Consider the following 24,644-nt stretch of genomic DNA (forward strand, 5'->3'; position numbering starts at 1 on the left):
CCTCCTCCCTTCAGAAAATGCCGATTCTTCACAAGCGCATCCTCCTCAAGCTTTCGGGTGAAGCCCTCATGGGTGACACCGCCTACGGCATCGACCGTACGACCCTGGAAGCCATGGTTTCCGACATCGCCGAAGTCCATGCCCTGGGCGTGGAACTCGCGGTGGTGATCGGCGGCGGCAACATCTTTCGCGGCATGGCGCTCGGCGCCGCCGGGATGGATCGGGCCACGGGCGACTACATGGGCATGCTGGCGACAGTGATGAACTCGCTGGCGTTGCAGGACGCGCTCAAGAACGTGGGCATCCCCGCTCGCGCGCAATCGGCACTCAAGATCGAGCAGGTGCTCGAGCCCTACATCCGCCCGAAGGCACTGCGCTACCTCGAAGAGGGCAAGGTGGTGATCTTCGCGGCGGGCACGGGCAATCCCTTCTTCACGACCGATACCGCCGCCGCCCTGCGCGGCGCGGAAATCGGCGCCGAGATCGTGCTCAAGGCGACCAAGGTCGACGGCATCTACAGCGCCGACCCGAAGAAGGATCCGACCGCGACGCGCTATTCGTCGATCAGCTTCGACGAGGCGATCAGCAAGAATCTGGCAGTGATGGATGCGACGGCCTTCGCGCTGTGCCGCGACCAGAAGCTGCCGATCCGGGTTTTCAGCATCGTCAAGCCGGGTGCGCTCAAGCGCATCGTGCTGGGCGAGGACGAGGGCACGCTGGTCCACATCTGACCCGCAACCGGTTACACGGAGTTTGGCTTCATGAGTACTGCCGACATCAAGAAGGCGACCGAGCAGAAGATGCAGAAGTCGTTCGAGAGCCTCAAGACCGAGTTCTCGAAGGTCCGCACGGGCCGCGCGCACACGGGTCTGCTCGACCACATCAACGTCGACTACTACGGCTCGCCGACGCCGCTGTCGGGCGTCGCCAATGTCACGCTGATCGATTCGCGCACCCTCGGCATCCAGCCCTGGGAAAAGAAGATGGTGCAGGTGGTCGAGAAGGCCATCCGCGAATCCGACCTGGGGCTCAATCCGGCGACGATGGGCGATCTGATCCGCGTGCCGATGCCGGCACTCACGGAAGAACGTCGCAAGGACCTCATCAAGGTGGTGCGCGGCGAGGCCGAGGGCGCCAAGGTCGCGATCCGCAACCTGCGTCGCGATGCCAACGAGCAGCTCAAGCGGCTGGTCAAGGACAAGGCGATTTCCGAGGACGACGAACGGCGCGGGCAGGACGAGATCCAGAAGCTCACCGACCGTTTCGTGGCCGACGTCGACAGGACGCTCGGCGAGAAGGAAAAGGAAATCATGACGGTATGAAGGCCCTGCGCCGGCTTGCCGGCAGCCGCGCAGCGGCCTCCGCCGGTGCGTCTTCGGGCGCACCGGTCGGCGCGATTCCGCGCCATATCGCCATCATCATGGACGGGAATGGCCGCTGGGCGACGCGCAGGTTTCTGCCGCGCACGGTCGGTCATCACAAGGGTCTCGATGCGGTGCGAACGACGGTCGAGGCCTGCGTGCAGCGCGGCGTCGAGTACCTGACGCTGTTCGCCTTCAGCTCCGAGAACTGGCGTCGTCCCGAGGAAGAGGTATCGGTGCTGATGACGCTGTTCGTCTCGGCGCTGGAGCGCGAGGTGGGCCGGCTCATCCGCAACGGCGTGCGGCTCAAGGTCATCGGCGATGTCTCCGCCTTCAATCCGGTATTGCAGACCGCGATCCGCGAGGCCGAGGCGCGTACCGCCGACAACGGCAAGCTGGTGTTGACCATCGCGGCCAATTACGGCGGGCGCTGGGACATCACCCAGGCCATGCGTCGGCTGCTGGCCGAGCGGCCCGAATGCCTGACCCGGCCCGAGCTCATCGACGACGCGGCGCTGGAACCCTTCCTCGCCACCGCCGGCATGCCCGAGCCCGATCTGTTTATCCGCACCGGCGGCGAGCAGCGCATCTCCAACTTCCTGCTCTGGCAGCTCGCCTATACCGAGCTGTATTTCTCCGAAGACTTCTGGCCCGATTTCGATGCCGCCGCGCTCGATCGCGCGATCGCGTCCTTCGGCGAGCGCGAACGGCGTTTCGGTCGCACCAGCGCCCAGGTTGCGGCGGTCGCGCCGCAGTCGCGCTGAGCCGGAACGTCGCCGTTCATGCTGCGTACCCGCGTTCTCACCGCCATCGCGCTGCTGGCGGTCGTGCTGCCGGTGGCCTGGTCGGGCAGTCTCTGGGCCGTGGGCGCGGTGGCGCTGCTGGCGACGGTGGCCGGCGGCTGGGAATGGACCCGGTTGTTCGGTCTGTCGCCGCTAGGTGTGCCGGCCGCGCTGCTGGCGACGGCTGTAGCTCTGGTGATTTCCTTCGCCGCCGGCTCGATGCCCGCCTGGGCCGAGGCGTCGGGGCAGGGCTTGCTGATCGTCGCTGCCGTGTTCTGGGTCGCTCAGGCGCTGCCTGCGGTGCTGGCCGCGCGACTGCCCGACTGGCTGGCCGGCAAGACCGTGGCCAGCCTGGTCGGCGTGCTGCTGCTGCTGGCCTTTCTGCTCGCGGTGCTGGGGCTGTACCAGCGCGGTCCGGTCACGCTGCTGTCGGCGCTGGTGATCGTCTGGGTGTCCGACATCTCGGCCTATTTCTGCGGCCGGCGCTTCGGTCGCCACAAGCTCGCGCCGGCGGTGAGCCCCGGCAAGACCTGGGAAGGCGCGATCGGCGCGGCGGTGGTCGTGACGCTGCTGGCGCTGATCTGGGCCGCGATCGCCAGCGGCAGCGATCTCGTGAGCGCACTGGCCCGGCGCGGGCCGGTCCTGGTGCCGGCCATCGTTGCGCTGGTGGCGCTCGGCATCGTCGGCGACCTGTTCGAATCGCTGCTCAAGCGGCGCGCCGGGCTCAAGGATTCGAGCGGCCTGCTGCCCGGCCACGGCGGCGTGCTCGACCGCATCGACGCCTTGCTGCCGGTGCTGCCGGTGGCCGAACTGCTGCTGCGCTGGCTGGCCTGACCGCGAGAACCTCATGTCCGTGCAAAACCTGACCCTGCTTGGCGCTACCGGTTCGATCGGCAGCAGCACGCTCGACGTCGTCGCGCGCCATCCCGAGCGCTTTCGCGTGCATGCGCTGACCGCGCACCGCCGCATCGACGAGCTGGCCGAACTGTGCCGGCGCTTCCGGCCCGACCGCGCCGTGGTCGCCGATGCCGACAGCGCGATCCGGCTGCGCACGCTGCTCGCCGCCGAGCATCCGGCCTGCGTCGTCGATCACGGCGCGGCGGCGCTCTGCGAAGTGGCCAGCGCGCCCGAGGTCGATACCGTCATGGCCGCCATCGTCGGCGGCGCGGGTCTGGCGCCGGGCCTTGCGGCGGCGCGCGCCGGCAAGCGCATCCTGCTGGCCAACAAGGAAGCGCTGGTCATGGCCGGCGACCTCATGCTCGACGCGGTCGCCCGGTCCGGCGGACTGCTGCTGCCGGTCGACAGCGAGCACAACGCGATCTTCCAGTGCCTGCCGCTCGATGCCCATGCGCGCGCCGACACCAGCCGGGTGCGGCGCCTGGTGCTCACCGCCTCGGGCGGCCCGTTCCGCACCGCCTCGCTCGACCGCATGCGCGCAGCCACGCCCGATCAGGCCTGTGCCCATCCCAACTGGAGCATGGGCCGCAAGATCTCGGTCGATTCGGCCACGCTGATGAACAAGGGGCTGGAAGTGATCGAGGCGCGCTGGCTGTTCGGCGTGACCGCCGAGCGCATCGGCGTGGTCGTGCATCCGCAGTCGGTGGTGCACAGCATGGTCGAGTACATCGACGGCTCGGTGCTGGCGCAGATGGGCCAGCCTGACATGCGCACGCCGATCGCCTCGGCGCTGGCCTGGCCCGCGCGCATCGATGCCGGCGTCAAGCCGCTCGACCTGACCGCCGTCGGCACGCTCACTTTCGAGCCGCCCGACTTCGTGCGCTTTCCCTGCCTGCAACTCGCGTTCGATGCGCTCGCCGCCGGTCCCTGGGCGTCCATCGCGCTCAATGCCGCCAACGAGATCGCGGTCGAGCGCTTTCTGGCCGGCCGGCTCGGCTTTCTCGCGATTGCCGACGCGATCCGCGCCACGCTCGACGCGCTGGCGGGCAGCGCGGCCGACTCGATCGACGCCATCTTCGAACTCGACGCCCGGGCGCGCCGCGTGTCGGCAGATTTCATCGACCGTCAGCCGCGCGCTGCCGCATGCTGACACTTGCTTGCATGATCGCGCCGGCGCGCGAAAAGCCCGGCAATCCAGCCAAGCCATAATCGCCGACGCTCGGGCCGGCCGAGCCTCCGGAGCCATCCGTCTTGCAGACCATCCTCGCCTTCGTCGCGGCCCTCGGGCTGCTGATCGTCATCCATGAACTCGGGCACTACCTCGTCGCGCGCGCCTGCGGCGTCAAGGTGCTGAAGTTCTCGGTGGGTTTTGGCCGGCCGCTGATCGCCCGACGCTTCGGCCGCGACGACACGCTCTGGGCGATCTCGATGCTGCCGCTCGGCGGCTATGTATCGATGCTCGACGAACGCGAAGCCACCGAGCCGATCCCGGCCGCCGATCTGCCGCGCGCCTTCAACCGCCAGTCGCCGCTCAAGCGCATCGCCATCGTCAGCGCCGGCCCGATCGCCAACCTGCTGCTGGCGATCGCGCTGTATGCCGCGCTCGATCTGCACGGCGTGAAGGAGCCGCGCGCCGTCGTCGGCACGCCGGCCGCCGCCAGCCTGGCCGCCGACGCCGGCCTCAAATCCGGCGACGAACTGCTCGCCATCGACGGCGAGCCGGTGGTCAGCTGGGTCGATGCGCGCTGGCATCTGCTCAAGGCCAGCGTCGATCGCCGCCCGGTGACGCTGCATGTGCGCGATGCCGCCGGCGCCGAGCGCGATCTGCGGTTGGCGCTCGACCGGCTGCCGGCCAGCGACATCGAAGGCAATGTGGTCGAGACGCTCGGCATGGGGCCGCGCCGGCCGCCGCCGCGCATCCTGAGGGTCGAGCCCGGCAGCGCCGCCGAGCGCGCCGGCATCAAGGATGGCGACCTGATCGAAACGCTCGACGGCGAGCCCATTGCCACGGTCGCGCCGCTGGTCGAGCGCATCCGCGGCGCGGCCGGCCAGACGCTGGAACTCGGCGTGCGGCGCGACATCGGCAGCGTGGCCGAAAGCCTGCATCAGCTCGACGTGGTGCCGGTCGCCGCCGACAACCCCGGCGGCCAGCCGGTCGGCCGCATCGGCGTCGCCTTCGACCTGCAACTCGAAATGGTGGAAGTGCGTCGCGATCTGCCGCAGGCAATCGCCAGCGGTGCCGCGCGCACCTGGGACATGAGTCTTTTCTCGCTGCGCATGATGGGAAAAATGGTCATCGGCGAGGTTTCACTCAAGAATCTCAGCGGCCCGGTAACGATTGCCGATTTCGCCGGCCAGACCGCGCGAATGGGGCTGGAAGCCTATGTGGCATTTCTCGCGCTCATCAGCGTGAGTCTTGGCGTACTTAACCTGCTGCCGATCCCGGTCCTTGATGGAGGACACATCCTGTATTATTCGATCGAATTTGCCAGGGGCAGCCCATTGCCTCAGCGCGTTATCGAAGTCGGGCAACGTGCCGGGCTTGGCGTACTGGCTGCAATGATGGCCATTGCGCTCTTCAACGATTTGACGCGGCTTTTCAGCTGAACATCCCCTTCGTGCTTTCCCTTTTCCTGGTGCGTTTCTCCGTCCCGTCGAATGCAGATTGCTTCGATCCGGCGACCGGGTTTCGCGGGCCGACCTCGCAATGACAAGATCCCGAATTGCCGCAGCCGTATTCGCGGCCTGCATGACGCCCGCTGCCTATGCGGTCGATCCGTTTGTCATCAAGGACATTCGCGTCGAAGGCGTGCAGCGCACCGAGCCCGGAACCGTATTCAGCTATCTGCCATTTCGCATCGGCGACAGCTACAACGATGAAAAGGGTGCCGCCGCGATTCGCGCGCTGTATGCCGCCGGTTTTTACCGCGATGTGCGGCTGGAAGTGGAGGGCGAAACCCTGGTGGTGACCGTCGAGGAAAGGCCGGCGATCTCGTCGATCAATTTCTCGGGCGCCAAGGAATTCGAGGCCGACAAGCTCAAGCAGGCCTTGCGCGACGTGGGCATCGCGGAAGCGCGCACCTTCGACCGCAGCCAGCTCGATCGCGCCGAACAGGAGCTCAAGCGCCTGTATCTGTCGCGTGGCAAATATGCGGTGAGCATTTCCACCACCGTCACGCCGCAGGAACGCAATCGCGTCGCCATCAATTTCACCATCGAGGAAGGCGATGTCGCGACGATCAAGCAGATCCATTTCGTCGGCACCAAGGCCTTCACCGAGAAGGAATTGCTGAAGGAAATCCAGCTCACCACGCCGGGCTGGTTTACCTGGTTCAGCAAGCGCGACCAGTATTCCAAGCAGAAACTCACTGCCGACCTCGAAACGCTGCGCTCTTTCTATCTGAATCGCGGCTATCTCGAATTCAATGTCGAATCGACCCAGGTGTCGATCACGCCGGACAAGCGCGACATCTACATCACGGTGGCAATCACCGAAGGCCAGAAATACACGGTCTCGGATGTGAAGCTCGCCGGCGATCTGCTCGACAAGCGCGCCGAACTCGAAACCGCGCTGGTGCTCAAGCCGGGCCAGACCTTCAGCGGCCAGGATCTCAACGACTCGATCAAGCAGATCAACGAGAAGCTCGGCAATTACGGCTATGCATTTTCCAATGCCAATGCCTCGCCCGATATCGACCGTGAAAAGTCCACCGTGGCATTCACCATCGTGGTCGATCCGGGCCGCCGGGTTTATGTGCGGCGGGTCAATATCGCCGGCAATGCGCGTACCCGCGATGAAGTGATCCGGCGTGAATCGCGCCAGCTCGAAGGCGGCTATTTCGACGGTGAGCGCGTGCGTCAGTCGCGCGACCGCATCGACCGGCTCGGTTTCTTCGAGGAAGTGAAGGTCGATTCGCCGGCGGTTTCGGCGGCGCCCGACCTGCTCGATGTGAACTACACGGTCAAGGAACGCGCGACCGGCACGCTCAATGTCGGCGCGGGTTTCTCCTCGACCGACAAGCTGGTGCTGACCGCATCGATTTCGCAGAACAATCTTTTCGGCACCGGCAATTCGCTGTCGTTCGAAGTCAATACCAGCAAGGTCAATCGGACCTTTGCGATTTCCCAGACCAATCCCTATTTCACGGTCGACGGCATTTCGCAGGGTTTCGACATCTATACCCGCACCTACAATCCCACTTCACTCAACCTGGGCGATTACAAGGTGCGCAGTACCGGTGCCGGCGTGCGTTTCGGCTTTCCGGTCTCCGATTTCAATACCGTGGTGTTCGGCCTGAATGCGGAAAACACCGACATCACGGTCGGCTCGGCCAGTCCGTCGCGCTACAAGCAGTACGTCGACCTGTTCGGCGAATCGAGCACCGGCGCGACCGCCTCGCTCGCCTGGATCAACGACACCCGCGATTCGGGCCTGGCGCCAACCCGCGGCCGTTATGGCCGGGCCTCGATCGAAGCCACGCTGCCGGTATTCGACCTGCGCTATTACCGCGCAACGGTCCAGCAGCAATGGTTCAAGCCGATCACGCGCGATTTCACCTTTGCGCTCAATGGCGAGGCCGATTACGGCAAGGGTTTCGGCGGCAAGCCGCTGCCGCTGTTCAAGTATTACTACGCGGGCGGCATCGGCACGGTGCGGGGTTTCGAGCCGGGTTCGCTGACGACGACGCGCGATTCCAATGGCTATTCGCTCGGCGGTGCCAGCCGGGTGTTCGGCAATGCTGAATTCCTGTTTCCGTTGCCGGGCACCAGCGACCGCACGGTTCGGCTGTTTACCTTCCTCGACGGTGGCAATACTTTCCCCGAAGGCGAAGGCATCAAGTTTTCGAATCTGCGCTATTCCACCGGTTTCGGCGTGAGCTGGCTTTCACCGGTCGGGCCGCTCAAGCTTTCGCTCGGCAAGCCGCTCAATTCCAAGCCGGGCGACCGCGAGCAGCGTTTCCAATTCCAGCTCGGCACGGGTTTCTGAGCCATGTCTTTGAGAGGACAAGCAGTCATGTCGATGACGCGCACGACCACCACGGCGCGCCTGGCCGGATTCATGGCCTGCGCGCTGCTCACCCTGCCGCTCCAGGCGCAGGCCGACGATGGCTTGAAGGTGGGTTTTGTCAGCACCGAGCGCGTGATGCGCGATTCGGCGCCCGCCAAGGCCGCCCAACAGCGTCTTGAAGGCGATTTCGCCAAGCGCCAGAAGGAGCTGGAGGACATGGCGGCCCGGCTCAAGGCAGCGTCCGACAAGCTCGACAAGGACGCCGCCGTGCTGTCCGACAGCGAGCGCGGCCGGCGCCAGAAGGATCTGGCCGACCAGGATCGCGACTTCCAGCGCCGCCAGCGCGAACTGCGCGAAGACCTCAATCAGCGTCGCAACGAGGAAGTGACCGCGCTGCTCGACCGCGCCAACAAGGTCATCCGCCAGATCGCCGAGAGCGAGAAGTACGACCTGATCCTGCAAGAGGCGGTGTATTTCGGCCCGCGCATCGACATCACCGAGAAGGTGCTGAAGGCGCTCAACCAGCAGGCGGCCGGCAAGTGAGGGCCAATCCTGCTTTGCGTTTTTCGCTTGCCGATCTGGTCGCAAGCGTCGGCGGTTCGCTGCTCGGCAACGAGAAGACCGAGATCAGCGGCTTTGCGCCGATCGAGCGCGTGAGCCCGACCGAGGCGGCCTTCGTCGAGCAGCCGCGCTTTCTGGGCGCGGCGCGCGAGGTGCAGGCGGCGGCGATCATCCTGCGGCCCGGCGACGCGGCGAAGATGGACGGCCATCGCTCGCAGGCGCTCTGGCTGCACGACAACCCCTATCTCGCGTTTGCGCGCGCGGCCCAGGAAATCGAGCGCAGGCGCCATCCGCGCCTGCTGCAGGGCGTGCATCCGACGGCGGTAGTGTCGAGCGATGCCACGCTGCATCCGAGCGCCAATGTCGGCGCCGGCGCGGTGATCGAGGCCGGTGCGCGCATCGGCGCGGGTGCCGACATCGGCGCGCTCGCCTATGTGGGTGCCGACGTCGTGATCGGAGACGACACCGAGCTGGAGGCGCGCGCGACAGTGCATCACGGCTGCGTGATCGGTGCGCGCTGCATCCTGCATTCGGGCTGCGTGATCGGCGCCGACGGCTTTGGTCTGGCGCCCGACCGCGGCACCTGGGTCAAGATTCCGCAGGTCGGCCGGGTGGTCATCGGCGACGACGTGGAAATCGGCTGCAACACCACCATCGACCGCGGCGCGCTCGACGACACGCGCATCGGCAACGGCGTCAAGCTCGACAATCTGATCCAGATTGGCCACAACTGCGAGATCGGCGATCACACCGCCGTTGCGGGCTGCGCCGGCATCGCCGGCAGCGTCAAGATCGGCAAGCACTGCATGATTGCCGGCGCCGCGATGATCGGCGGCCACATCGAGATCTGCGACAACGTGTTCATCTCGGGCGCGACCTCAGTGTTCAAGTCGATCACCGAGCCGGGCCGCTACTCCGGCACCACGCCGATCCTGCCGCATCGCGACTGGGAGAAGAACGCCGTCGTGGCGCGCAATCTCGTCGAACTCCGGGCGCGTCTGCGCGCCCTTGAAAAGCTGGTCGCGAATCCCGCCGACCAGTCCTGAATGCAGCGCCCGCCGTTCGCGCGGGCTGCTCGCCACCACCTAGCCGCCCCCCGTCGCGGCGCCTGCCGAGACCTACCGGACAGCCATGGACATCAACGAGATCCTCAAGCATCTGCCGCATCGCTTTCCGATGCTGCTCATCGACCGCGTGCTCGAAATCGAGCCCGGCAAGCGCATCAAGGCGCTGAAGAACGTGACGATGAACGAGCCCTTCTTCCAGGGCCATTTCCCGCATCTGCCGGTGATGCCGGGCGTGCTCATCGTCGAGGCGATGGCGCAGGCGGCCGGCGTGCTGTCGTTCAAGACCATGGGCATCCTGCCGAGCGACGACTCGGTCTATCTGTTTGCCGGCATCGACGGCGCGCGCTTCCGCAAGGCCGTGGTGCCGGGCGACCAGCTCATCCTCGAGATCGAGACGGTTCGCCAGTCGAAGAGCCTGGGCAAGTACGTCGGCAAGGCCTATGTCGACGGCCAGCTCGCGGCCGAGGCGACGATGCTGTGCACGCTGCGCTCGACCGCAGACGCGGCCAAGGTGCCTGCATGAGCCGCATCCACCCGACCGCCATCATCGAGCCCGGTGCCGAGCTTGGCGCCGAGGTGGACATCGGGCCCTACGTCGTCGTCGGCCCGCACGTAAGGATCGGCGACCGCACGCGCATCGCCGCGCATGCGCTCATTACCGGCCACACCACGATCGGCGCCGACAACCGCATCTTTTCGTCCTGTTCCATCGGCGAGGTGCCGCAGGACATGAAGTACCGCGACGAGCCCACGCGCCTCGTCATCGGTGACCGCAACACCATCCGCGAGTGCTGCACCTTCAACATCGGCACGGTGCAGCAGGACGGCGTCACGACCTTCGGCAGCGACAACTGGGTGATGGCCTATGTGCATGTCGCGCACGACGTGGTGGTCGGCAACCATTGCGTGCTGGCCAATGCGGTGACCCTCGCCGGCCATGTGACGGTCGGCGATCACGTCACCATCGGCGGGCTGTCGGGCGTGCATCAGTTCTGCCGCATCGGCACGCAGGCGATGGTCGGCGGCATGACCAAGATCGTGCAGGACGTGGCGCCCTACATCACGGTCGACGGCAATCCGGCCGAGGTGCACGGGCTCAATCTGCTGGGCCTGCGCCGGCGCGGTTTCAGCAATGAAGAGATCAATCAGCTCAAGAAGGCGCAAGGCTTTGTCTGGCGCGACGGGCTGACGCTCGACGAGGCCAGGCTGCGGCTGGCCGAACTCGCGGCCGAGACCGGCAATGCGCATGTGCAGACGCTGCTCGATTTCGTGTCCGTGGCCGGTCGCGGCCTGGTGCGCTGAGCGCGGCGGGCCGGGCAGATGAAGCGGAGCGGCGCATGAGCGGGCAGGCCAGCGCCAGCGCGGCCGGCCTTGCGACGACGCTGGGCCCGGCCGTTGCCGCCACGCCGGCGCGGCTCGCGATGGTGGCCGGCGAACCCTCCGGCGACCTGCTCGCCAGCCTGCTGCTGCGCGGCCTCGACGCCCGCCTGCCCGGCAGCGAGATCTGGGGCATCGGCGGACCGAAGATGGCCGCCGAAGGCTTTCGCCTGACCGAATCGATGGACCCGCTCTCGGTGCACGGCTACTGGGACGCGATCCGCAGCCTGCGCGAGATCTTTGCTGTGCGGTCGCGGCTGTTCGCTGCCATCGCGGCCGACCGGCCCGACGCCTTCATCGGCGTGGATGCGCCCGACTTCAACTTTGGCGTCGAGGAGCGGCTGCGCGGCCAGGGCATCAAGACCATCCATTTCGTGAGCCCGTCGATCTGGGCCTGGCGCGGCGGGCGCATCGAGCGCATCAAGCGCGCGGTCGATCTGATGCTGTGCATGTTTCCGATGGAGCCGCCGATCTATCGGCGCGCCGGCATTCCCTGCGCCTATGTCGGTCATCCGCTGGCCGACGAGATTGCGCTGCAACCCGATCCGGCCGCCGCGCGCGCGCGTCTGGGCCTGCCGGCCGATGCCGAACTGCTGGCGCTGCTGCCCGGCAGCCGGCGCGGCGAGGTCGAGCGCATCGGGCCCGATTTCATCGCTGCCGCGCGCTGGCTGCATGCGCGCGAGCCGGGCATCCGCTTTGTCGTGCCGATGGCCAATGCGCGGCTGCGCGCCATGTTCGAGGCGCTGCCGGGCGCGCGCGGCGAGCTGCCGATCACCATCGTCGACGGTCATTCGCATGACGTGATCGAGGCCTGCGACGCGGTGCTGGTCGCGAGCGGCACGGCCACGCTCGAATGCGCGCTCTACAAGAAGCCGATGGTCATCAGCTATCGCGTGGCCGGGCTGACTGCGCTCATCATGCGGCGCATGGGCTATCTGCCCTGGGTCGGCCTGCCCAACATCCTCGAAAACGAATCGCTGGTGCCCGAGCTGCTGCAAGAGGCGGCCACGCCCGAGGCGCTCGGCGCAGCGGCGCTGACCGCACTGCGCGACGCCCAGCTGCGCGCCAGACTCGCCGAGCGCTTTACCGCGCTGCACCACCGCCTGCGCTGCGATACCGGCAGCCGCGCCGCCGAGGCCATCGCCACCTGCCTCGGCCGCTGACGCGCCGGGCCGGCCAGCCGGCCACGCCCCCCGCACCGCCCACTTCCTTCCCCGATTGCCACCGATGTCCCGCACCCCGACCCGCGCCGAACTTGCCACCTATGTCGTGCCCGACTTCGGCCCCGACGTGCGCTGCCTGTGCGGCGTGGACGAAGCCGGGCGTGGCCCGCTCGCCGGCTCGGTGGTGGCGGCCGCCGTGGTGCTCGACCCGGCGCGGCCGATCGCCGGTCTGGCCGATTCCAAGGCGATGAGTGAGCGCCGCCGCGAGGCGCTGGCGCCGGTCATCCGCGAACGCGCGCTTGCCTGGTGCGTGGCCGAGGCCACGGTCGAGGAGATCGACCGGCTCAACATCCTGCAAGCCACCTTCCTCGCGATGCGGCGCGCGGTGGCGGGGCTCGCGCTCGACGGTGCGCCGCTGCTGCCCGATCTGGTCGCCATCGACGGCAACCAGGACCCGCGTCTTGGCTTGCGCACCGCGCTGGTGGTGAAGGGCGATGCGCTCGTGCCGTCGATCTCGGCCGCGTCGATCCTGGCCAAGACCGCGCGCGATGCGCAGCTGCGCGAGCTGCATCTGCTGCATCCGCACTACGGCTTTGACCGGCACAAGGGCTATGGCACGGCCGAGCACATGGCCGCGATCCGCAGGCACGGCGTGCTGGCGGCGCACCGGCGCTCGTTCGCGCCCATCGCCCAGCAGCTGCTGTTGGGCAATCTCACGGAGCAGGGCGCATGAAGCTCGTCACCTCGCGCGAAAACCCCGGATTCAAGCAGCTGCGCGCCGTCGGCCAGGGCAAGGAACGCGGGCTGGCGCTGCTCGACGGCATTCATCTGTGCGAAGCCTGGAGCCAGCGCGACTGGCCGGTGATGCTCTGCGCCTTTGTCGAGGATGCGGCGCCGCGTGCCGACGTGGCCGCGCTGATCGAGGCCGCGCGCCAGGCCGGCGCCGAGCTGCTGGCGCTGAGCCACACGCTCATGGGTCAGGTGTCGCAGCTCGATTCGCCGGCGCCCATCGTCTATGTGGTGCAGCCGCCGCCGAGCGATCTGGCCAGTCTTGCCGGCCGCGATGCCATCGCGCTCGACGGCGTGCAGGACCCGGGCAACGTGGGAACCATGCTGCGCACCGCCGCCGCTGCCGGCGTGCAGGTCGCCATCGCCGGGCCGGGCACCGCCGGCTTCTGGTCGCCCAAGGTGTTGCGCGCCGGCATGGGTGCGCAGATGGCGCTCGATTGCGTCGAGGTCGACGACCTTGGCGCGGCGCTCGATGCGCTCGGCCTGCCGGTCATCGGCACGGTGGTGCGCGGCGCGACTTCGCTCTACGACTTTGATCTGCGCCGGCCGCGCGCCTGGGTGTTCGGCAATGAAGGTCGCGGGCTGTCGCTGCGCATCGATGCGCGGCTCGACGAGCGCTGCACCATCCCGCACAGCGGCGCGATCGAATCGCTCAACGTCGGCGCGGCCGCCGCCGTCTGCCTGTTCGAGATGCAGCGCCAGCGCCGCTGAAGCGCGGCCTCAGCGGCCGGCCGACGACGGCGTGATCGGCCGCCGGCCGGCGGTCATCTGCTCGCGCAGCATGTCGGCAAACACCTCGGGCGCCACCGCCGGGCTGAACAGATAGCCCTGGTAGGCATCGCAGCCGCATTCCTTGAGGAAGGCGAGCTGGGCCCGGTTCTCCACGCCCTCGGCAATCACATGCAGGCCGATGCCGCGCCCCAGGCTGATGACCGCGCGCGTGATGGCGGCGTCGCCGGTGTCGTGCAGCAGGTCGCGCACGAAGCTCTGGTCGACCTTGAGCGCATCCACCTCCAGCTGCTGCAGATGCGACAGGCTGGAATAGCCGGTGCCGAAGTCGTCGATGGCGATGCTCATGCCGAGCCGCTTGAGCGCCGCGATCACCTTCTTGGTCATGGCCACGTCGAACAGCATCGAGGTCTCGGTCACCTCCAGCTCCAGCCAGGCCGGATCGGCGCCGGTCTCGACCAGAATCGTCGAGATGCGGTCGATCAGGTCGCGCATCAGCAGCTGGCGCGCCGAGAAATTGACCGACACGGTGCCGAAGTCGATGCCGGCGCGCTGCCATTCGCGCAGCTGCTCGCAGGCGCGCCGGAACACCCAGATGCCCAGGTCGAAGATCAGCCCGGTTTCCTCGGCCACGCGGATGAACTTCTTGGGCGGCACTTCGCCGAGCTCGGGATGGGTCCAGCGCAGCAGCGCCTCGGCGCCTTCGATCAGGCCATCGGCCACGCCGACGCGCGGCTGGTAGTGCAGCCGCAGCTGGTTGGTCGCCATCGCCACCCGCAGTGAGAACTCGATCAGCGACTGCTCCTCATGCTCGCGCGCCAGATCGTCGCTGTAGAACTCGAACCGGCCCTTGCCGCGCTCCTTGGCGTGATACATCGCCACGTCGGCATTCTTGAGCAGCTGGTTGGCATCGTTGCCATGCTCGGGAAACACGGCGATGCCGACGCTGCCGGCGACCGTGAGCATGTGGCCTTCGACCGGGATCGGCTGGTTGAGCGCCGCCAGCACCTTGTTGGCGATGTGCTGGGCCGCCGGCCGCACCTTCGGATGCTCGATGACCACCATGAACTCGTCGCCGCCCATGCGCGAGACAGTGTCGCTCTTGCGCACGCAGCTCTTGAGGATGCGCGCCACCGCCAGCAGCAGCTGGTCGCCGACGCGATGGCCGAGCGTGTCGTTGACGTTCTTGAAATGGTCCAGATCGATGAACAGCGCCGCCACGCCGTGACCGGTGCGACGCGCGCGGTCGAGCGCCTGGGCCAGCTCGAATTGCAGACTTGAGCGGTTGGGCAGCCCGGTCAGCGAATCGAAGGCGGCGAGTTGCTGGAGCCGCGCCTCGGCCTCGACGCGCTGGTTCACGTCCTGCACCAGCGCAAAGATCGAGGTGACCGCGCCGGTCTCGTCGGCCAGTGCCGATATGTACCACTCGCACCAGATGCGGCTGCCGTCGGCGCGCGTGACGCGCTGGAGCGCCGAGACGCGCTGCTGCAAGCCCGACAGCACCAGCGCGAACGAGCGCGTGATCGCATCGACCTCGCCGAGCCCGATCATCTCCAGATCCCAGACGCTGCGGCCCTGCACCAGATCGCGCTGCCAGCCAAACAGCCGCTCGGCGCGCTCGGTCCAGCGGGTGATGGCGAGATCGGCATCCAGCTCAAGCGCGGCCAGCGGCGAATTGTCGAGATGCGACGACAGCAGCGAATTGGCGCGCCGCAGCTCCTCCTGGCTGGCTTGCAGCTCGCGCTGCTGGCCCTTGAGATCGTCGACATCGAACAGCACCAGATACACGCCGCTCACCGCGCCGTCGGCGCCGCGCTGCGGCACGAAGCGCAGCCGCCACCAGCGCCGGCGGCCGTCGGGCGCGGGCAGTTCGCGCTCGGTCGTCACCTCGTAGCCTTCGCGGGCGCGCGCCATCATCGGGCCGATCACGTCGATGACGCGCGGCGTGGCCAGCTCGCTGGCCGGGCGGCCGACCGCCTCGTCGGTAATGCCGAACAGCTCGCGCAGGCTGCTGTTGGCAAAGCGCAGCCGGTCGTCGGTGTCGAACAGCGCGATCGGCGTGCCGATGGAATTCATCGCGCGTTGCAGTTCCTGCACCGAGGCGTCGTAGGCGGCGCGCGCCTGCCGCGCCTCATGCACGTCGCGGAAGATGAGGTAGGAGCCGCGCGGCTCGGCGCCGATGCCGAGCGAGCTGCCCGGATCGAAGTCGGGCAGCCAGCGCACCTCGACCCAGCGCGCCGTGTGGCGCTCGCCGGGCTGGCCGAACAGCGGCAGCAGGCGCTCCTCGACCAGGCTTTCGCCGTGGCGGATGCGGGCGATGGCGGCATCGAGCTCGCAGTCCATGGCGTGACCGAGCAGCTCGACGATGGGCCGGCCGGCGGCGCTGGCGCCGTCGAGCCCGAGCGCCAGGCTGAAGGCGCGGTTGGCCACGCTGACGCGGAATTGCGCATCGAGATACGCGAGCGCCAGCGGCACGTTGTCGATGAACTGGCGCACCCGCAGCTCGCGGCCCTCGATCTCGCTGCGCGCGAGCCGCTCGCCATGCACGTCGAGCGCGATGCCGTAGACGCCGACCACCTCGGCGCCGGCGCGGTTGGGCACCAGGGTGATGCGCAGCCAGTGCGGCTCGCCGTCGGGCTGGGGCAGCAACTGCTCGTAGGCGATGTGTTCGCCGGCGAGGGCGTGATCGAGATGGCCGGCGAGGTCGAGCGCCAGGCTGCCGCCGAACAGCGCATGGCCCTGGCGGTTGCCGAAGGTGACGTGGTGCTGGTGGTCGAAATAGGCGACCGCGAGCGGCAGCGCATCGAGATAGCCGTAGAAGCCGCCATCCGGCGGCGGCAGCAGCGCATCGGGCGTGGCAGCGAGCACGGCCTGCGCCAGCGCGTCGGCATCGGGCGCCGGCGCGATCTCGGGGCCGACCAGCACGCAGCCGCAGGCGCGGCCGGCAGCATCGCGATCCACCCGCAGGCTGAAGCCGCCCTGGCTCAGGCGCTCGCGTCGTGCCGTGCCGCGCGCCATGTCGAGCGCCAGCGCGCCGAGCCCGGCGGCGGCCGAGCCTTCGAGCGCGTCGTCGATGCGGCGGCCGGCGAGCGCGCTGCGCGCCAGCCCGACATAGGCGGCGAAATCGTCATTGGCCAGCCGGATGCGGCCGTCGCTGTCGATGCAGGCGACCGGCCGGTCGATCCAGTCGAGCACGGCATTGGCAAACGGTGCCTGCGCCGGCGCCACCTCGTGCGGTGCCCGATGGTCGGCAGTCGCGGCGGGGCCGGGGACGATCGGGATGAGCTTGGGCGGCGAGGACATGGACGTTGGCTTCTGCCTGGAGGTAGCCGGGGACTTTAGCGGCTTGGGTGTGAAGCGAACAATTCGCGGCGACGTTCAGGCGGCCAGGTCCGGCCGCTGGACAGCGCCGGCGCGTCGGACGGTCGCCAGCGCGGCGCGAGCGGCGCGCAATCCGCTGCGCACGGCGCCTTCGAGCGTGGCGGGATAGTCGGGATCGGCATGGTCGCCAGCCAGGAACAGGCCCGGCGCGCCGCTGGCGACCGGCGTGCGCGCGAGCCCGGGCAGGCAGCGGAAGGTAGCGCGCTTGTCGATGACCACGGCGGCGCGCGCCGCATCCAGCCGTTCGGGCGCGACGCCGAGCGCGCCGGCCAGCTGGCGCGCGGCGCCGGCAATGAGCGCAGCATGATCGAGTCCGAGCAGTTCGCGCGCGCCGCTGGCCACCACGGCGAGCCGCCCGTCGGGCAGGCCGAGCGCGCCGCGGTCGAACGCGAACTGGCCGAATTCGGCGGCGGCGGGCCGCTCGGCCAGCGCGATCATCGGCGCTGGCAGGCGCAGCCCGTCGGCGCGGAAATAGACGGTGGCGATCGGCTCGTAGGCAAAGCCGTCGAGCGCGGCGAGTGCGGCGGCAAACGGCGCGGCGTCGGGCAGCGTGCGCAGCAGGGCGGCGCTTGTGGCCGGCGGCGTGGCGAGGATGACCGCGTCGAAGCGGCCGAGCGGCGCGCCGGCATGGCAAAGCCAGCCGCTGTCGGCGTAGGTCGGTGCGGTCAGCGCGGTCAGGCGCGTGCCCAGATGCAGCTCGGCGCCGCGTTCGCGCAGCCGGGCCAGGCTGGCGTCGGGCAGCAGCGCGCCCAGGTCGACCGCCGGCAGCAGCAGGTCGGAGGCGGCGCGGCCGGCGCCGAGCGAATCGCGCAGCACGCGTGCGAATACGGCGGCGCTGGCCTCCTCGGCGCGGGTGTTGAGCGCGGCGACGCAGAGCGGTTCGAGCATCAGCCGGCGCATGCGCTCGGGCGCGTCGGCGATCCACTGCGCGACGGTCATGTCGGCCGGCGCGCGGAAGCCGCCGAGCCGGCAGCCGATCATCCAGCGCAGCGCGCCGAGCTTGTCGGCCGGCGTCAGCCCGCGCGCGGTGGCGAGCCCGACCAGCACATGCAGCGGCGCGGGCAGCCGTGGCAGCGCCAGCGAGAACTGGCCCGGCAGATCGAGCCGCAGCGGCAGCCGGCGCAGCGCGCTCGCCGGCACGCCGACGCGCGCCAGCAGCGCGAGCGTGTCGACATAGGCGCCGATCAGGATGTGCTGGCCGTTGTCGAGCGTTTCGCCGTGCAGCGCGATGCGCCGGGCGCGGCCGCCGGCGTCGCGTGCGGCTTCGATCAGCGTGACCTGAATGCCGGCCTCGGCCAGCTCGACCGCCGCCGCGCAGCCGGCCCAGCCCGCGCCGACGACGGCGATGCGCGGCGCCGCGCCTGACCGGCCCGCTGCGCCGGCGGGAGCGATCGCGCGCGCGCCCGTCACGCCTTCCAGCCGAAGACCCAGGTGCGCCACGCAATCCACAGCTTGCGCAGCGGCGTGAGCGACACCCGATGCGTCAGCACCGGAAAGCCGTCGGCCTCGATCTCGTCGAGCAGGGTGCGGTAGATGGCACCCATGATGAGTCCGGCGCGCTGGGCCCGGCGGTCGGCGGCGGGCAGCACGGCCAGCGCCTCGGCATAGATGGCGCGCGCGCGGTCGGCCTGGAACTTCATCAGCGCGATGAATTCGGGCGAGCTTTCGCCCTTGAGGATTTGCGCCGCCTTCACGTTGAAGCGCTGCAAGTCTTCGATGGGCAGATAGATGCGGCCACGCCGGGCGTCGTCGCCGACATCGCGAATGATGTTGGTGAGCTGGAAGGCGAGGCCGAACTTCTCGGCGTAGTCCGAGGTTTCGGGCCGCGTCTGGCCAAAGATGCCGGCCGACACCAGCCCGACCACGCCGGCCACCAGATGGCAGTAGTGCTTGAGGCCGGCGTAATCGAGATAGCGGGTCTGCTCCAGATCCATCTGCATGCCGTCGATGACCAGGCCGAGGCGCTCGGGCGTGATCGCGCCGTCGGCGGCGAACGGCAGCATCGCGCGCGTCACCGGATGCTCGGGCGAGCCGGCGGCGAAGCGGGCGACCTCGGCGCGCCACCAGTCGAGCTTGGTGTGGGCGATGGACAGCTCGACCGCGTCGTCGACCGCGTCATCTACCTCGCGGCAGAAGGCATAGAAGGCGGTGATCGCGCGGCGCTTGGCCGGCGGCAGAAACAGGAAGCTGTAATAGAAGCTCGATCCGCTGCGGGCGGCCTTGTCCTGGCAATAGTCGTCGGGCGTCATCGGGCGGGGAAGAGTCGGCGGTAGCGCAGGGCGCGGGACAGAAGTCGGAACCAGTCGGCGCGGCCGAGCGTGGGGCGGGCGCGGAACACGTCGTGGCCGGCGGCTTCGATGCGGTCGAGGATGGCGAGCCCGCCGAGCACCACGAAGCGCAGTTCGATGCCGATGCGTCCGGGCAGGTCGGCCGCCAGCGGGGCGCCGGATTCTAGCAGCGCCCGGGTACGCGAAACCTCGAAGGCCATCAGCGCGCGGAAGGCGTCGTCGCAGCGGCCGGCGCCGATCTGCGCCTCGCTCACGCCGAAGCGCGCCAGGTCGTCGAGCGGCAGATAGACGCGCGCCGCGCCGGCGTTCTTGCGCCAGTCGATCGCCACGTCCTGCCAGAAGTTGGCGAGCTGCAAGCCGGTGCAGATGGCGTCGGAGCGTTCCAGATTGCGCGGCGTGACCGCGCCATACAGATGCAGCATCAGCCGGCCGACCGGATCGGCGCTGCGCCGGCAGTAGTCGCGCAGCTCGGCGAAGTTGGCATAGCGCGTGGTGGTCACGTCCTGCGCGAAGGCCGAGAGCAGGTCGTGGAACAGACCGAGCGGCAGGCCGTGGCGCCGGATCGGCTCGACCAGCGCGGCGGCGAGCGGGCCGGCGGGCGCGCGGCCGGCGCCGATCGCGTCGAGGTCGGCGTCCATCGCGGCGAGGTCGGCGAGGCGCTCGGGAATGCTGGCGTCGCCCTCGTCGGCGAGATCGTCGGCATGGCGCGCCCAGCGATAGATGGCCTCGACCGCCGGCCGCAGCCGGGCCGGCAGCAGGAAGGACGCGACGGGGAAATTCTCGTAGTGATCGACCGGCATGGAATGAGGCTGAAACAGGGCCGGAGCGGCCGAAAAATGCCAAAAGCTGCGTGTTATAACCGCCGCGCTCAATAAACCTAGCGCTGGCTGGCGACCGAGTCGCGGCTGGCGGCAGACAACAGGTAAGTCCAATGGCCGCAGGTGTTCTCGTCCCCCATTCTTTCGCGGCCGCCTTGCAGCGGTTGGCGCGTGTCGGCGTCGTGTGTGCGTCGGTCGCGATTCTTGGCGCTTGCAGCAAGCCGCCGGCCGCCGAGCCGTTGCCGCGCATGGTGCGCACCACGGTGGCCCAGGCCGAGATGTTCGGCGCGCCGCTGGAGTTTGCCGGCGAGGTCAAGGCGCGCGCCGAGTCGCGGCTGGGTTTCAGGGTGGGCGGCAAGATCGTCGAGCGGCTGGTGGAGTTTGGCGCCAGCGTGCGTCCGGGCCAGCCGCTGGCGCGGCTCGATCCGCGCGATCTGGCCGATGCCGAGGCGGCCGGCAAGTCGGCACTTGAGGCGGCGCGTGCCGACCTCAAGCTGGCCGAATCCGATTTCAAGCGCGCGGTCGATCTGCAGAAGCAGAACTTCGTGTCGCAGGCCGAGGTGGATCGGCGCCGCAGCACGCTCGATGCCGCGCGCGCCCAGCGCGACCGCGCCGAGGCCCAGGCCCGGTCGCTCGGCTCGCAGACCTCGTATGCGCTGCTCACCGCCGATGCGGCTGGCGTGGTGACCGCCATCGAGGCCGAGGCCGGCCAGGTGGTGTCCGCCGGCCAGACCGTGGTGCGCGTGGCGCGCGCCGACGACAAGGAAGTGTGGATCGCGGTGCCGGAAGACCGGCTCGACCTGATCCGCGCGCTCGGCGCCGGCGAGGTGCGGCTCTGGGCCAATGCCAGCCAGCCGCTCACCGCCCGGGTGCGCGACATCGCCGCCGCCGCCGACGCCGCGACCCGCACCTACACGGTCCGCCTGCGGCTCGACAACCCGCCGGCCGACGTGCGCCTGGGCATGACCGCGACCGTGCGCTTCGACGTGAAGCGGCCGCAGCCGATGGTGCGGCTGCCGCTGTCGGCGCTGCTCGAGGCCGGCGGCAAGACCTCGGTCTGGATCTATGACACCAGCGACGGCAGCGTGAAGCCGGTGCCGGTACTCATCGGCGGCTCGGACGGCGGCGACGCGCTCGTGGCCCAGGGCATCGAGCCCGGCCAGCGCGTGGTGACCGCCGGCGTGCATGTGCTGCAACCGGGCCAGAAGGTGCGGCTCATGGACGCGCCCGTCACCGCCGGAGCCCGTTCATGAGCGGCGACCGCGACGCGCCATCGCATGGCGGCTTCAACCTCTCGCGCTGGGCGCTCGAACATCAGTCGATCACGGCCTATCTGATCGCGGTGCTGACGCTGGCCGGGCTGATCAGCTTCTTCCACCTCGGTCAGGATGAAGACCCGCCGTTCACCTTCCGCACCATGGTGGTCAGCGCCAACTGGGCCGGTGCCAGCGCGCGCGAGATGAGCGAGCAGGTGACCGACAAGCTGGAGGAGAAGCTCCAGGAGACGCCCTTCCTAGACAAGCTGGTGAGCTACAGCCGGCCGGGCGAGACCATCATCATGGTCAATCTGCGCGAGGAAACGCCGCCCAGGGAAGTGCAGGAAATCTGGTACCAGGTGCGCAAGAAGATGGGCGACATCCGCGGCCGGCTGCCGGCCGGCGTGAGCGGGCCCGGCTTCAACGACGAGTTCGGCGATGTGTTCGGCACGCTCTACGGGCTGTCGGCCGACGGCTTCAGCTACGAGGAGCTGCGCCGCAACGCCGACGCCATCCGCCAGGAAATGCTGCGCGTGCCCGACGTGGCCAAGGTCGAGCTGTTTGGCGTGCAGGAGCAGAAGGTGTTCGTCGAGGTGTCGCACCGGCGCTTCGTGCAACTGGGCCTGAGCGCCCAGGACGTGGTGAGCCAGATCGCGGCGCAGAACACGGTGGAGCCGGCCGGCACGCTGGTCACGCCGACCGACGACGTGGCGGTGCGGGTGAGCGGCGCCTTCATCACCGTCGACCAGATCCGCGATCTGCGCCTGCGCGCCGGCGGCAATACCGTGCGGCTCGGCGACATCGCCACCGTCACGCGCGGCTATGCCGATCCGCAGACGCAGTCGATGCGCGTCAACGGCAAGCCGGTGATCGGGCTGGGCGTGTCGATGCGCAGGGGCGGCGACATCGTGCGGCTCGGCGAATCGCTCGGCGTGCTGAGCGCGCGCATCCGCGCATCGCTGCCGGTCGGCATCGAGATGACGCAGGTGCAGGATCAGCCGCGGTCGGTCATCGGCTCGGTCGACGAGTTCGAGCACACGCTGGTCGAGGCGGTGCTGATCGTGCTGGCGGTGAGCTTTCTGGCGCTCGGGCTGCATACCAAGCCATTCCGCATCGATGTGTGGCCCGGGCTGGTGGTGGCGCTCACGATTCCCATCGTGCTGGCCATCACCTTCCTGTTCATGGGCATCTTCAACATCGGCCTGCACAAGATCTCGCTCGGGGCGCTGATCATCGCGCTCGGCCTGCTGGTCGACGACGCGATCATCGCGGTGGAAATGATGGTGCGAAAGCTGGAGGAGGGCTTCTCGCGCATGGAGGCGGCGACCTTCGTCTGGAGCCATACCGCCTTCCCGATGCTGACCGGCACGCTGGTCACGGCGGCCGGTTTCCTTCCGGTCGGGCTGGCCGAATCGGTGGCCGGCGAATACACCTTCTCGATCTTTGCCGTGACCGGGCTGGCGCTGGTCATCTCGTGGTTCGCGGCGGTCATTTCCACGCCTTACCTCGGCTATCACCTGCTGCGCACCAAGAGCCATGTGGGCGGCGGCGAGCATCACGAGCTGTTCGACACGCCGTTCTACCGCCGCTTCCGCGCCCTGGTCGACGGCTGCGTGGCGCGGCGCTGGCTGGTGATCGGCGCGACCGTCGGCGCACTGGTGCTGGGCGGCGTGGGCTTCCGCTTCGTCGAGCAGCAGTTCTTCCCCGATTCCACCCGGCCCGAGGTCATCGTCGAGCTCTGGCTGCCCGAGGGCGCGAGCTATGCGGAAACCGAGCGGATCGCGCGCCGCTTCGAGGACTGGGCCGGCAAGCAGGATCAGGTGGAAAGCGTGACCAGCTTCGTCGGCACCGGCGCGCCGCGCTTCTATCTGCCGCTCGACCAGATCCTGCCGCAGAAGCAGGTGGCGCAGATCGTGGTGCTGCCGACCGGGCTGGCGGCGCGGGCGCGGCTGCGCGATGCCGCCACCGCCTTCATCGCCGAGCAGATGCCCGAGGTGCGCGGTCGCGTGCGCTATCTGCCGAGCGGGCCGCCGGTGCCCTACCCGGTGCAGTTCCGCATCGAAGGCCCCGATCCCGACCGCGTGCGCGCCATCGCCGAGGAGGTCAAGACCACGATGCGCGGCAATCCCAACACGCTCGGCGTTAACGACAACTGGAACGAGTCGGTCAAGACGCTGCGCGTCGAGGTGGACCAGGACAAGGCGCGCGCCGCCGGCGTCAGCTCGCAGGACGTGGCGCGCGCCGCCCAGACCGCGCTCACCGGCCAGACCATCGGCCAGCTGCGCGAACGCAACCGGCTCATCGACATCGTCGTGCGCTCGCCGCGCGAGGAGCGCGACGCCATCGCCGCCATGGCCGAGGTGAATCTGGCCACGCCGTCGGGTCCGGTGCCGATCAGCCAGCTCGCGCGCATCGGCTTTGCGTGGGAGCCGGGCGTGCTCTACCGGCAGAACCGCGACTGGGCCATCACCGCGCAATGCGATGTGCGCGACGGCATCCAGGGCAACACGGTGGCGATGCAGATCGATCCGCAACTCGACGCGTTGCGCGCCACGCTGCCGATCGGCTACCGCATCGTCATCGCCGGCGCGCTCGAGCAGAGCGATGTGGCCGGCAAGTCGATCGCGGCCAAGCTGCCGCTGGCCATCTTCGTGATCTTCACGCTGCTGATGCTGCAAGTGCACAGCTTCTCGCGCGCGGTGATGATCTTCCTGACCGGGCCGCTCGGCTTCATCGGTGCGGCGGCGGCGCTGCTGCTGCTGCGCGCGCCGTTCGGCTTCGTGGCCCAGCTCGGCGTGATCGCGCTGGTCGGCATGATCATCCGCAATTCGGTGATCCTGGTCGACCAGATCGAGCAGGACCGCGCCGCCGGCGTCGATGCCTGGACTGCCATCGTCGAGGCGGCGGTGCGGCGTTTCCGCCCGATCCTGCTCACGGCCGCCGCCGCCGTGCTGGCGATGATTCCGCTGTCGCGCTCCGTCTTCTGGGGCCCGATGGCGGTCGCGATCATGGGTGGGCTCATCGTTGCGACGGTGTTGACGCTGCTGTTTCTGCCCGCCTTGTATGCCGCGTGGTTCCGCGTGAAGCGCGTCGCGACGATTTCAGGCTAGAATCGCGGGCTTTTCCCTTGCCGCACCCGACGTTGACGCTTCGGGGCGGCCCGACGT

General features: G+C 68.8%; 20 protein-coding genes. 16 read left to right on the top strand and 4 right to left on the bottom strand.

What is annotated here, in order from left to right:
• The first annotated feature begins 17 nt into the window (after positions 1-17).
• The 14 genes from pyrH to B9P64_RS09180 all read left to right on the top strand — a co-directional run bounded on the left by pyrH (position 18) and on the right by B9P64_RS09180 (position 13,716).
• Entirely contained in the window at positions 18-731 is a 714-nt protein-coding gene (pyrH, locus tag B9P64_RS09115) for a UMP kinase (RefSeq protein WP_085315893.1), read from the top strand.
• A 30-nt stretch (positions 732-761) separates the two neighbouring features.
• Positions 762-1,322, top strand: coding sequence for a ribosome recycling factor (gene frr, locus B9P64_RS09120; protein ID WP_085315894.1), 561 nt, complete (start codon positions 762-764; stop codon positions 1,320-1,322).
• A 98-nt stretch (positions 1,323-1,420) separates the two neighbouring features.
• The gene (gene uppS, locus B9P64_RS09125) at positions 1,421-2,125 is read left to right on the top strand and encodes a polyprenyl diphosphate synthase (RefSeq protein ID WP_235839948.1); all 705 of its coding nucleotides are present in this window, start codon (positions 1,421-1,423) and stop codon (positions 2,123-2,125) included.
• An 18-nt stretch (positions 2,126-2,143) separates the two neighbouring features.
• Positions 2,144-2,977 (top strand): phosphatidate cytidylyltransferase, encoded by an 834-nt coding sequence (locus B9P64_RS09130; RefSeq protein WP_085315896.1) that lies wholly within the window; start codon positions 2,144-2,146, stop codon positions 2,975-2,977.
• Positions 2,978-2,990: 13 nt separating this feature from the next.
• Positions 2,991-4,190, top strand: a complete 1,200-nt coding sequence (gene ispC, locus B9P64_RS09135) for a 1-deoxy-D-xylulose-5-phosphate reductoisomerase (protein ID WP_085315897.1) — start codon at positions 2,991-2,993, stop codon at positions 4,188-4,190.
• A 101-nt stretch (positions 4,191-4,291) separates the two neighbouring features.
• Positions 4,292-5,647 carry an RIP metalloprotease RseP gene (rseP, locus tag B9P64_RS09140; protein WP_085315898.1) on the top strand — a complete coding sequence of 452 codons (1,356 nt, stop codon included), beginning with the start codon at positions 4,292-4,294 and terminating at the stop codon, positions 5,645-5,647.
• 100 nt (positions 5,648-5,747) lie between these two features.
• A complete protein-coding gene (gene bamA / locus B9P64_RS09145; RefSeq protein WP_085315899.1) occupies positions 5,748-8,027 on the top strand; it encodes an outer membrane protein assembly factor BamA in 2,280 nt (759 codons plus the stop codon).
• 27 nt (positions 8,028-8,054) lie between these two features.
• Positions 8,055-8,591: an OmpH family outer membrane protein gene (locus B9P64_RS09150; RefSeq protein WP_407919681.1), complete on the top strand. Its 537-nt coding sequence runs from the start codon at positions 8,055-8,057 to the stop codon at positions 8,589-8,591.
• Positions 8,588-9,655, top strand: a complete 1,068-nt coding sequence (gene lpxD, locus B9P64_RS09155) for a UDP-3-O-(3-hydroxymyristoyl)glucosamine N-acyltransferase (protein ID WP_235839934.1) — start codon at positions 8,588-8,590, stop codon at positions 9,653-9,655. Before B9P64_RS09150 ends, lpxD begins: the two co-directional genes overlap by 4 nt.
• A gap of 85 nt (positions 9,656-9,740) precedes the next feature.
• Positions 9,741-10,199: a 3-hydroxyacyl-ACP dehydratase FabZ gene (fabZ, locus tag B9P64_RS09160; RefSeq protein ID WP_085315902.1), complete on the top strand. Its 459-nt coding sequence runs from the start codon at positions 9,741-9,743 to the stop codon at positions 10,197-10,199.
• On the top strand, positions 10,196-10,978 hold the full coding sequence (gene lpxA / locus B9P64_RS09165; RefSeq protein ID WP_085315903.1) for an acyl-ACP--UDP-N-acetylglucosamine O-acyltransferase: 783 nt from the start codon (positions 10,196-10,198) through the stop codon (positions 10,976-10,978). Before fabZ ends, lpxA begins: the two co-directional genes overlap by 4 nt.
• Positions 10,979-11,013: 35 nt before the next feature.
• Positions 11,014-12,216, top strand: a complete 1,203-nt coding sequence (gene lpxB / locus B9P64_RS09170) for a lipid-A-disaccharide synthase (protein ID WP_085315904.1) — start codon at positions 11,014-11,016, stop codon at positions 12,214-12,216.
• 64 nt (positions 12,217-12,280) lie between these two features.
• Entirely contained in the window at positions 12,281-12,949 is a 669-nt protein-coding gene (gene rnhB, locus B9P64_RS09175) for a ribonuclease HII (protein WP_085315905.1), read from the top strand.
• A complete protein-coding gene (locus B9P64_RS09180; RefSeq protein ID WP_085315906.1) occupies positions 12,946-13,716 on the top strand; it encodes a TrmH family RNA methyltransferase in 771 nt (256 codons plus the stop codon). Before rnhB ends, B9P64_RS09180 begins: the two co-directional genes overlap by 4 nt.
• 9 nt (positions 13,717-13,725) lie before the next feature.
• On the opposite strand, the gene B9P64_RS09185 is transcribed toward B9P64_RS09180, so the two are convergent.
• From B9P64_RS09185 to hpnC, 4 genes are all read right to left on the bottom strand, one after another.
• Positions 13,726-17,037 carry an EAL domain-containing protein gene (locus tag B9P64_RS09185; protein WP_085315907.1) on the bottom strand — a complete coding sequence of 1,104 codons (3,312 nt, stop codon included), beginning with the start codon at positions 17,035-17,037 and terminating at the stop codon, positions 13,726-13,728.
• Positions 17,038-17,112: 75 nt separating this feature from the next.
• Positions 17,113-18,525 (bottom strand): hydroxysqualene dehydroxylase HpnE, encoded by a 1,413-nt coding sequence (gene hpnE / locus B9P64_RS09190; protein WP_235839935.1) that lies wholly within the window; start codon positions 18,523-18,525, stop codon positions 17,113-17,115.
• Positions 18,522-19,364, bottom strand: coding sequence for a presqualene diphosphate synthase HpnD (gene hpnD / locus B9P64_RS09195; RefSeq protein ID WP_085315908.1), 843 nt, complete (start codon positions 19,362-19,364; stop codon positions 18,522-18,524). Before hpnD ends, hpnE begins: the two co-directional genes overlap by 4 nt.
• Positions 19,361-20,203: a squalene synthase HpnC gene (hpnC, locus tag B9P64_RS09200; RefSeq protein WP_085315909.1), complete on the bottom strand. Its 843-nt coding sequence runs from the start codon at positions 20,201-20,203 to the stop codon at positions 19,361-19,363. Before hpnC ends, hpnD begins: the two co-directional genes overlap by 4 nt.
• 266 nt (positions 20,204-20,469) lie before the next feature.
• Here hpnC and B9P64_RS09205 point away from each other — a divergent pair, with 266 nt between their 5' ends.
• Both B9P64_RS09205 and B9P64_RS09210 read left to right on the top strand, forming a co-directional pair.
• The gene (locus tag B9P64_RS09205) at positions 20,470-21,474 is read left to right on the top strand and encodes an efflux RND transporter periplasmic adaptor subunit (RefSeq protein ID WP_235839936.1); all 1,005 of its coding nucleotides are present in this window, start codon (positions 20,470-20,472) and stop codon (positions 21,472-21,474) included.
• Positions 21,471-24,587 carry an efflux RND transporter permease subunit gene (locus tag B9P64_RS09210; RefSeq protein ID WP_085315911.1) on the top strand — a complete coding sequence of 1,039 codons (3,117 nt, stop codon included), beginning with the start codon at positions 21,471-21,473 and terminating at the stop codon, positions 24,585-24,587. Before B9P64_RS09205 ends, B9P64_RS09210 begins: the two co-directional genes overlap by 4 nt.
• Positions 24,588-24,644 lie beyond the last annotated feature (57 nt).

Source organism: Derxia lacustris, from assembly GCF_002105195.1.
GTDB classification, from domain to species: domain Bacteria; phylum Pseudomonadota; class Gammaproteobacteria; order Burkholderiales; family Burkholderiaceae_E; genus Derxia; species Derxia lacustris.